The organism is Chamaesiphon polymorphus CCALA 037 (assembly GCF_003003845.1).
GTDB classification, from domain to species: domain Bacteria; phylum Cyanobacteriota; class Cyanobacteriia; order Cyanobacteriales; family Chamaesiphonaceae; genus Chamaesiphon; species Chamaesiphon polymorphus.
The window spans coordinates 1-9,509 of record NZ_PVWO01000208.1 but is presented as its reverse complement, the minus strand read 5'-3'; the positions used below and the strand labels follow the sequence as shown (position 1 = coordinate 9,509).

10 protein-coding genes are annotated in these 9,509 nt (G+C 44.9%); 5 read left to right on the top strand and 5 right to left on the bottom strand.

Going from position 1 to position 9,509, the window contains the following annotated elements; all coding sequences use genetic code 11:
* Positions 1–145 precede the first annotated feature (145 nt).
* From C7B77_RS16040 to C7B77_RS29295, 5 genes are all read left to right on the top strand, one after another.
* A complete protein-coding gene (locus C7B77_RS16040; RefSeq protein WP_106306805.1) occupies positions 146–886 on the top strand; it encodes an LptA/OstA family protein in 741 nt (246 codons plus the stop codon).
* Between the two features lie 33 nt (positions 887–919).
* Positions 920–1,648, top strand: a complete 729-nt coding sequence (lptB, locus tag C7B77_RS16035; protein ID WP_106306802.1) for an LPS export ABC transporter ATP-binding protein — start codon at positions 920–922, stop codon at positions 1,646–1,648.
* Positions 1,649–1,910: 262 nt separating this feature from the next.
* A complete protein-coding gene (locus C7B77_RS16030; protein ID WP_245894228.1) occupies positions 1,911–3,077 on the top strand; it encodes an LptF/LptG family permease in 1,167 nt (388 codons plus the stop codon).
* Positions 3,078–3,243: 166 nt separating this feature from the next.
* On the top strand, positions 3,244–3,555 hold the full coding sequence (locus tag C7B77_RS29300) for a hypothetical protein (RefSeq protein ID WP_146138353.1): 312 nt from the start codon (positions 3,244–3,246) through the stop codon (positions 3,553–3,555).
* On the top strand, positions 3,546–3,812 hold the full coding sequence (locus C7B77_RS29295; RefSeq protein WP_146138352.1) for a hypothetical protein: 267 nt from the start codon (positions 3,546–3,548) through the stop codon (positions 3,810–3,812). Before C7B77_RS29300 ends, C7B77_RS29295 begins: the two co-directional genes overlap by 10 nt.
* Positions 3,813–3,954: 142 nt before the next feature.
* On the opposite strand, the gene C7B77_RS16025 is transcribed toward C7B77_RS29295, so the two are convergent.
* From C7B77_RS16025 to C7B77_RS16005, 5 genes are all read right to left on the bottom strand, one after another.
* Positions 3,955–5,016 (bottom strand): mannose-1-phosphate guanylyltransferase, encoded by a 1,062-nt coding sequence (locus C7B77_RS16025; protein ID WP_106306799.1) that lies wholly within the window; start codon positions 5,014–5,016, stop codon positions 3,955–3,957.
* Between the two features lie 331 nt (positions 5,017–5,347).
* Positions 5,348–6,472: a site-2 protease family protein gene (locus C7B77_RS16020; protein WP_106306795.1), complete on the bottom strand. Its 1,125-nt coding sequence runs from the start codon at positions 6,470–6,472 to the stop codon at positions 5,348–5,350.
* 190 nt (positions 6,473–6,662) lie between these two features.
* A complete protein-coding gene (locus C7B77_RS16015; RefSeq protein WP_106306792.1) occupies positions 6,663–7,484 on the bottom strand; it encodes a leucine-rich repeat domain-containing protein in 822 nt (273 codons plus the stop codon).
* A gap of 147 nt (positions 7,485–7,631) precedes the next feature.
* On the bottom strand, positions 7,632–8,066 hold the full coding sequence (locus tag C7B77_RS16010; RefSeq protein WP_106306789.1) for a hypothetical protein: 435 nt from the start codon (positions 8,064–8,066) through the stop codon (positions 7,632–7,634).
* A 322-nt stretch (positions 8,067–8,388) separates the two neighbouring features.
* Positions 8,389–9,509, bottom strand: a 1,121-nt coding sequence (locus C7B77_RS16005; RefSeq protein WP_106306786.1) for an AAA-like domain-containing protein, incomplete at its 5' end; no start/stop codon positions are given.

Genomic DNA, 9,509 nt, shown 5'->3' with positions numbered 1-9,509 from the left:
GCTCCCCGCTCCCCGCTCCGGTGAAACTTATCATAAATCGATCGCGTCAAAGAGGAGAGACTTCGGCTAGTGTCGATAGTAGTCGAGCGAAAGTTTTCACAGCTCCGAGCGATCGGGGCTACCAAATCCAGATAAGATTTAATACATGCACCGCATAACTCACACTTTCAATCGCTACCGTGACTGGCGATGGCTGCTACTGCTGTCATCGATCGTTTGTAGTGGCACGATTGCGCTACCTCCTCAAATTATCCCCGTCCACGCCCAGCCAGCCAACCCCCAAGGACTATCCATCCAAGCAGATACCCAAGAGGCAAATTCTCAAACCCAAGTAGTCACCGCACGCGGTAATGTCCAACTGCGCTATCCCAGTCGCAGTCTCCAGGCCCAAGCCAATCTCGCTCAATACTTTATCAAACAACAACGCATTGTCTTGACGGGTAACGTTACGATCGTTCAGGATGGTAATACGTTGGAAGGAGAAAGTGTGACTTATTTAATCGATGAAGGTAAATTTATCGCCACTCCCAAGGCCAAACAGCAAGTTCGCAGTAACTATATCATCCCCGAACAAGGTGGCAAAGGGATGATCATCCTGTCTAATAGTCAAGAAGCTAATACTAAGACAGAAATGGTGACAGCGCGCGGTAATGTTCGCATCAGCTACCCTGATAAACAACTGCAAGCACGGGCAAATACCGCTCAATACAACATTAAAGCCAGACAAATCGTCCTCTCTGGCAATGTGCTAGTCGTTAACAACGGCAACAGTCTTCAAGGGGATACGATTACCTATTTTATCGATCAAGGACGATTTATCGCCAGACAAAAACCAGGTATTCCCGTACAGTCGATCTATGTCATTCCTGAGAGAACTAATAATTAGTACGAGCCTATCCGCCCTCCCATCCTCGATCGCGTGAAGATTATCCTCGAAAATATTCAAAAATCCTACGGGAAGCGAAATATTGTCAATCGCGTCAGTCTTTCGGTAGCCCAAGGCGAGATCGTTGGTTTGCTAGGGCCGAATGGTGCGGGTAAAACTACAACGTTTTATATCGCCACTGGACTCGAAAAGCCCAATCAAGGCAAAGTCTGGCTCGATGATGAAGATATTACCGCGCTGTCGATTCATCAGCGGGCGCGTTTGGGAATTGGTTATTTGGCTCAGGAGGCGAGTATTTTTCGGAGTTTGACTGTATTAGACAATATTTTGCTGGTGCTCGAACAAACTAAGGTGCCGCGCAAGTTATGGGATCGCAAATTGACCGATCTCATTACGGAATTTAATCTAGAGAAGGTCGTGCATACATTGGGAAACCAGGTATCGGGAGGCGAAAGAAGACGGACAGAAATCGCTCGTTCCTTAGCTGCTGGTATTAATGGGCCGAGATTTCTTTTTTTAGACGAACCATTTGCAGGTGTCGATCCGATCGCGGTAGCGGAAATTCAAAAAATTATTGCCAAATTACGCGATCGAAATATGGGTATCCTGATTACAGATCATAACGTTCGTGAAACCCTCGCAATTACCGATCGCGCCTACATTATGCGCGAAGGTCAAGTCTTTGCTTCGGGTAGTAGCGAAGAAATGTATGCCAATCCTTTGGTACGTCAATATTATCTAGGCAGTAATTTTCAAGCATAGAGCACTAGCGGCAATCTACTAGTACTCGACGGCATAAGTAAAGCAACCATTGCCTATACTCTACCTCTACTGTCCCAACTCCCAACTCCCAACTCCCAACTCTTCCCGAAATAGTACTAGGATTTACGCCGCTCGGTACTAGAGCTAGAAATATTAAAGATAAGTGGTAGATAAGTTTTAAAAGCGAGATAAATCTATTTTTAATCTTCAGAGTTAGTTATTAATTATCAATTATCAATTATCAATTATCAATTAATCCTACGTGAGAAATCCAAATTTATCGCGAATTTTATTACCAGGTATTTCGGTGATGGATCGATATATCGTCACTCAATTACTGATGCCATTTTTATTTGGTGTTTGCGCATTTTCATCGATCGTCTTAGCCGTCGGTAGTTTGTTCGATCTCGTCCGACAGGTTGCCGAAGCTGGCTTGCCGATTACAGTTGCATTAGAAGTCATGGCACTTAAAATGCCGCAGTACGTCACTTTTGCGTTCCCAATGTCGATTCTTTTATCGGGGATGATGACGTATGGTGGATTTTCTGCCTCTAGCGAGATCGTCGCCTTTCGGAGTTGCGGTATTAGTATTTATCGATTAATTTTACCTGCGGTAATTTTAAGCTTTGTCGTAACTGGAGTTACCTTCTTTTTTAATGAATTACTCGTACCTGTTGCCAGCCAAAGAGCGGCAACGATCCTTACCACAGCTTTAAAACAGGATAAACCCACATTTAATACCGAGAATATTGTTAAACCAATTTACAAAGAAGTCGAACGAGATGGCAAAAAGGAACAGGTGCTAGCGTGGTTATTTTATGCCGAGAAATTTGATGGTAAAACGATGACTGGGTTGACAATTTTAGATCGATCGAAAGCAGATGTCGGCTTAAGTCAAATTATTAACGCTCAGTCTGCTGTGTTAGATACTACTAAAAATACCTGGGATTTTTTTAATGGGACTATTTATATAATCTCTCCCAATTCATCCTATGGTAATATCGTCAACTTTACACGTCAACACTTACAATTACCCAGCTCACCGTTCGATATTGCTGCACTAGATAATCGCAACCCCGATGATATGAGTGTAGCTGAATCGCTGGAATATTTAGAGCAAGTTAAGCTCACTGGCGATAAGAAAAAAGCTCTAACTGTTGCAGTCAAAATTCAGAATAAATTAGCTCTCCCATTTGTATGTATCGTCTTTAGTTTAATCGGATCGGCAACGGGTATTCGTCCGCAACGTACTGGCAAGGCGACGAGCTTTGGGGTCAGTGTATTAATGATATTTGGTTATTATTTAATGATGTTTGTCTGTGGAGCTTTAGGACAAGCTGAAGTTATTTCCCCATTTTTAGCGGGTTGGTTGCCTAATTTTATCGGACTGGCGATCGGTGGTTGGCTAGTCGCTCAGGTAGCAAAATAGGATCGCAATACAATCGTAGGAGTATAATGTTTAACATGTTTAGCAAGCTTACATAGCATATTCAATCCGATCGAATGTCTATCTGCAACGAAAGGATTATGCGAGTGCTTTGGTCGATCGATGAATCGAGCTTAACGTAGCAATAAATAATTAATTCAGGTTAAATATGAAACATTTATCGACTATTTTGGCTTTAGCTTCTGTCGCGCTTGTGGCTTCACCAGTATCTGCTCAACCCACGCGACCGTATCTCTGTGCGACGAGTTCTACAGATGTGAATATTCGAGATGCTAGAACATTGCGTCCGGTTGGCAGACTGAATTACGGAGAATGCCTACAACCGTACAGATGGAACCCCAGAGGTAACAGCTTTTCAATGCGAACGATCGATGGAGAATCTTACTATGTTACGGTTGGGGGCAAGTCTGGACAAATACGCCTAGTGGGAGCTAACTACGTTAATATAGTTTGGAAATAATTTCTATAATTATTTTAGCTACGACAGTTACAATTGCCACAATTTACACCTGGGTAAATTGTGGCAATTGCGCTCAAACTCGATCGATATCGATCGATGAAATATCTATAGTTTTGGCAACAATTGAAGCTGAGTTAGATGAGATGGCAAGTAATACCAAATCCGGTTTGAAAAACCTCCTAACCTCAGCCCTCACCCCCAACCCCTCTCCCAAGCTTGGGAGAGGGGAGCCAGAGCCACAGGCGATGGCGGGGTGAGGGCCACCTACCTGGGTTTTCGATCGCAAAAAAAGGTTTTGTGAAGCGGATTTGGTATAACTCAGACATTCAAAGGGAGCTAGCCGCAATCGATCTAGATTTTGTAACTACATCAATGGACAGCTTGCAAGAATAAGTTTAGTTAGAGTAATCGATCGAGTTGTCGATCTTCTTTGATTTTATTTACTACCTGTTTGATTTCTTGGGTGCGATCTTTAGCGACAATTAGCGTCACATCACCATCGCGAACGACGACGACATCTTCTAATCCGATCGTGACGACAACTTCATCGGGATTGCTGGCATAGAGCACTGCGCCTGTGGTATCGATGCAGACATGATTGGCTAATTCAACATTGATATTATCGCCTTTAAGGAGTCGTTCGATCGCGTTCCAATCCCCTAAGTCATCCCAACCAAAATCAGCGGGAATTACATGGGTGAGTTTGGTTTTTTCCATCAAAGCGTAATCGATACTGATCTTCGGTAGGGTGGGATAAATACTGACGCCTTTTTCGATCAGTAATTGCATTAGTTCGGGCGCATGTAGCTTTAATTCGCCGATCGCGGTGCTGGCGGTGAAAATAAAAATGCCACTATTCCAGGTATAATCGCCACTAGCGATAAAGCTTTTTGCTGTTTCTAAATCTGGTTTTTCGGTAAATCGATCGACTCGATAGGTATCTAGATCGTTATACTTGCCACTGGAAATTCCCTGCTGAATATAACCGTAACCAATTGACGGAAAAGTTGGTGTAATTCCTAGCGTGACGATCGCGCCTGTATGCTCGGCCAATTGTACCGCCGATTCGATCGTCTGGGCAAAAGCTTCAGCATCGGCAATCCAAGCATCGGCAGGAAAAAAGCCGACTACGACATCTTCGCCATACCGTTTGGCTACTTCTAATGTCGCCCAAGCTACCGCCGCAGCCGTATCTCTCCCTTCTGGTTCGGCGAGTAAATTAGCTGCTGGTAGGCTGGGTAATTGCTCTTGGACGCCCGTTTCGAGCAGTTTTGAGGTGATTACCCAAATATCGTCCCACCCACCGACAATCGGCACCAGTCGGTTAGCCGTGGCTTGAATCAGACTTTCACCGCTACCATCGAGGCAGAGAAACTGTTTGGGACGGTGTTTGCGGCTGAGTGGCCAAAACCGTTCGCCTTTACCGCCAGCCAGAATTATCGGGACAAACTTTGGTCGCATGAGATGAATTTAGAAGTGGCTAAATGTGAGGGTAGTGGATAGTTGATAGTGGATAGTTGATAGTCGATCGTTGATAGTTGAAATATAGCAAGGGTTTGAGCTATAAATGTTATCCACTTTAGCCGATCTACTAGACAATCGTGCTATCGCAATTAATTTACACTACCATGACAATCTGGTTACTTCTAGAGAGTTATTGCGGGGAGATCGGCAACGATAATGATGAAAATTAGCTGCGGCTAAAAACGAGGGAAGGGCAATTCATAAATTGCCCCTCCCTGGTTGCTAATATTTAGATCCCTAATGGTCTATCGTACTTACATATCTCGATCTAAGCAGGATTGGCCTGCGGTTGGCGGTGAATCAGGTTGATGACGGCGGTTTTTTCTAAGAGACCGACCAGAATACCATCGCTATCGGTGACACTGAGCGTACTGACATGCTTGGATTCTAATTGTTCGATCGCTTGTAATAATGGTCGATCGCTGATAATAATTGTCGATGGCTCGATCGATTGTACGATCTCGCTGACGAGAGTGTGCGCCCAGCGATCGGAACGGACATCTTTGAGTGCATCTAGGGCAAGTTCGCCGACTAAGTAGCCAGATTCGTTAGTTACTAAGAACTTTTGCCAGTTGCTACCAGAGAGGGTGCGTTGGTCTACAAATTCGCGGAGGGTGATATTGTCGCGAATGATGGGACTGTTTGGAGTGACAGCATCGGCGACAGTCAATCCTGTCAAGCGTTCTTGTACTCGCGCATACTGAGCGGATTTGCCAGCATTTTGAAGTAAGAACGTACCGATTAGCAGGTTCCAGAAGTTGTCGAAGCTACCATATAAGAATAGGGGCACTAGACCGGATGCGATCGCGACCCAACCAAAGGCTTGACCGACGATGCTAGCGATTTTGACACCTTTATATTGATTTCCCGTGACTTTCCAGACGATCGCTTTGAGAATGTTACCACCATCGAGGGGTAAACCAGGAATCAGGTTGAATAAACCGAGCGATAGGTTGATGGCAGCCAGTACGGCGGCAATTGCAGCTAAGGGGCCAGTAATATGGGTGGCGAAACCGAGTCCAGTCAGAGTAGCAGCGATAACTAAGCTTACCGCAGGGCCAGCGATCGCGACCCAAAAGGCATTAGCAGGGCTGTCAGATTCTTTCTCTAAGCTGGCTAATCCGCCGAATAAGAATAGTGTAATGGAGTCTACCTTAATTCCTTGTTTAATCGCCACAAAGCTGTGTCCTAGCTCGTGTGCGAGTACGGAACCGAATAATAGTAAGGCGGTAACTAAACCTAAGAGTAAGGGAGTGCTACCTGGCAAATCTGGAAATTGTGCCGCCAAGCCTTCGCCATAACTCCAGGTGACCAAGCCCAACACCAGGAACCATGAGGGGTTTACATAAAAAGGGATGCCAAATAAGGAACCCACCCGAATATTACCATTCATCTACAGCGACCTCTTTCTTTGAGTCTAGGAGCGTTTTTTATCGATTACGTCTATTGTAACGAAATATTAACTCGGCTCTCACAATCGGGCGTAGTAATATCCGTCCGTGGGGGTTCGGTTGGGGGAAGGTCTTAGGCTTTAGGCTTTAGGCTTTAGGCAGAAGGTAGAGGGGTGGATGAGATAATTGTGGTTAGTCGATCGTTAATTTGCTTTTAGTAGATTCGATCGATGTTCGAGCGGCCTCCATTCTATATTTAGCTAATAGCCGCTGAAGTTTCCAGCTACTCAAATCACTCCAATATTGATAGCGCAGATTGGCACCCTGAAACCAAACGGTTTCTAATTTAGGTAATTCTTGGAGAATTGATAAATCTGTCAGAGGATTACCATTGAGGTGCAGTTCGGTTAAATTTGTGAGCTTGCAGATACTTTTAGGTAGGCTCGTGAGTCGATTGCCGTTGAGCTTTAATTCGGTTAAGTTTGTCAGGCTGCAAATGCTATCTGGTAAGCGATCGAGTAAGTTACCACTGAGGTTTAATTCGGTTAAGTTGGTAAGGTTTTCGATACTAGCTGGTAGGATGGTTAGTCGATTTCGATCGAGATGCAGACAGGTTAAATTAGTGAGGCTGCCGATACTTTCTGGGAGGGTACTCAGGCAATTATCTCTGAGACTCAATTTAGTCAATTTTGAGAGATTACCGATATTTTCGGGAATATTAACTAATCTATTGGAGCCTATATATAAGTTGGTTAAATTTGATAGCTTACCAAGACAATTGGGTAAGTTACTCAGTTGATTACCACTGAGAGATAAACTAGTTAGCTTAGAAAGATTGCCGATAGTTTCGGGCAAAGTAATCAGGTTATTGTTCAGTAATGATAGAGCGACTAAGCTCGCTAGATCGCCAATGCTATTTGGTAACATGCTGATGCGGTGAAAGCTCAGATCCAACGTTGGTAAAGATTCGAGCTGTACTCGATCGATTTTTTGAAGTAAGTTGGCTAGTTCCATTGTTATTGATAATCGATGTTTCGATCGGCTAAATACTGCCAACTTGTGGATGGATGGGTGGAGGGGTGGATGAGTGAATGAGGCGACTAAAGGACGCTTGCATCCAAATTCACTATCCACTATCCACTATTCACTACCTTCTACCCTCTATTCAGACGCTCCGTGCTCTGCCAACCAACTGGTTGCCAACTCGTAACCTTGTTGATTTTCTTGCCGTTGAAATAGTAGTGCTGCGGCTTTCATGCAACTAATCCCTTCATCTGTATCTCCTAAGAGATTGCCCGCCGCCATGAAGGCAACAGCATTGGTACGATCGAGTTTGACGGCGAGATAGTAGTATTCTAGTGCGAGGCGATCGTTCCCAGATTTTTGAGCGGCTAAACCCTGCCGCACATATGCCATCGATCTCTCGCTGGCTGAAGCCACTTGACGATTGTTGGTGCTTGCAGGAGCTTTAGTGCGTTCGATCCGTTTGATAGTCAGGGTGCTGACTCCAGGTGCGAGTTCGGCAGATCCACCAGTAGCTGTAGCAAACAATACAGAAAGCAGAGTTAAACCAGAGATAAAAATTTGCTTGGACATGACTGCTATCGGTGTGTGTGAGTGGTTATGCATTAATTAAACAATCCACAACACTGAATTCCGCAAAGAGATATTTTTGCTACTATTTAGTTGTTATTTAGTTTCGATCGCGGCAAGATTGCGAAAATAGGGGTTGCGGGATAGTGGGATAACAAAGCGGGGCGCGCGAAAATGGTAAGTTGCACCTCAACATCATTTTGGAATAAGAAGAATTTGAGATCTTTTAGATCCTGCTGGTGGAGGGTGGGTTTTGTCCGATATCAAACGGTAATATCCACATTAAATTGCTTAAACCCACCCCTACAGACCTAAAAAATGACAGTCAGATCGGTAACGATCGAAAATATTGACGGTACAGCTCGCACCTGGGAACGATAACTTCACCTTGGAGTTTGATTAAACCCAGTCCTTCTAATTTCCCTTTCAAGCTGGGAGCTAAATTTGTGCCTTCTGGAGAACGAATGACACTAGTCATCGCGGCAAGTAAATCTGGTTGACTATTAAGAGTAGTTTCGATTCGTGCAAGGTGATGGCGATAAAAAATTCCCTCGCGATTGGTAGCTGTCGTTAGCAAAGTCGATAAATCGATATTATTGCTGGCAATCTCGAACATCGCCAGTCTGACTAAAAAGGGATGTCCGCCAATGACGCTCATCAGGTTGCCGATATCTGTCTGCGTCCAGTTTAATTGATGTTTGGCGGCGAGTAATGCCACTCGATCGGGTGTAAATTCGCCCAGTTCGATACTAATTCCGACATTGAATGGCGATCGATCGATCTCTAGCGGGACGTAGACTTCGGCAGCGTGAGAGATAATCAGTCGCAGTTTACTTAGTACCTCAGTATGTTTCCCAGCTTCGTGGAGACTACGTAAGAGGCTAAAAAAGTTGTTATACAGGTGAGGATAATCGAATAACCGATCGATCGAGTCTAAGCCGATAGTCAGCGGTGCGACTAAATCGGGTAATAAGTAGCTCTCAAAATATTCCTGAGTACCGAGCGTACTCCCCACCATTGCCGTAAGGCTGGCGTAGTCTTGATGCTGGAATTTATGTTGAGTTTTGAGTGCGACACTAGCACAAAACCAGTGCAAAAAGCGATCGGCATCGCTCCACGCCTGCTCCATTACATGTTCTAAGCTCAGATATACCGTGCGATCGCCTTGACTTTCGGCTTGACGCAATAAGCGCAGCATCAGCGAGGTTTTACCCATTTGGCGCGGTGCTTTGAGGCGGATCAGCGCATGGGGTTTGGCAATTTCGGTTCTGCAATAAGTCTCTTGCGGCAACCGCTCGATATAGAAGTTAGAGTTAAGCGGTACCGAGCCTTCTGGCGTTTCCAATGACAATCGCTCTGTCGGAATCTCAGGTAGCGGTGCAGGCACAATTATCGGCGGTACCGAACGTTGACTCGAAACCCGCTCTTGTTGCGGCTGTCTCCGTC

Excerpts from the sequence above, each read along its gene's own strand:
- C7B77_RS16040 (WP_106306805.1), top strand. The coding sequence starts at position 146 with ATGCACCGCATAACTCACACTTTCAATCGCTACCGTGACTGGCGATGG.
- C7B77_RS29300 (WP_146138353.1), top strand. The coding sequence starts at position 3,244 with ATGAAACATTTATCGACTATTTTGGCTTTAGCTTCTGTCGCGCTTGTG.
- C7B77_RS16025 (WP_106306799.1), bottom strand. The coding sequence starts at position 5,016 with ATGCGACCAAAGTTTGTCCCGATAATTCTGGCTGGCGGTAAAGGCGAA.
- C7B77_RS16020 (WP_106306795.1), bottom strand. The coding sequence starts at position 6,472 with ATGAATGGTAATATTCGGGTGGGTTCCTTATTTGGCATCCCTTTTTAT.
- C7B77_RS16015 (WP_106306792.1), bottom strand. The coding sequence starts at position 7,484 with ATGGAACTAGCCAACTTACTTCAAAAAATCGATCGAGTACAGCTCGAA.
- C7B77_RS16010 (WP_106306789.1), bottom strand. The coding sequence starts at position 8,066 with ATGTCCAAGCAAATTTTTATCTCTGGTTTAACTCTGCTTTCTGTATTG.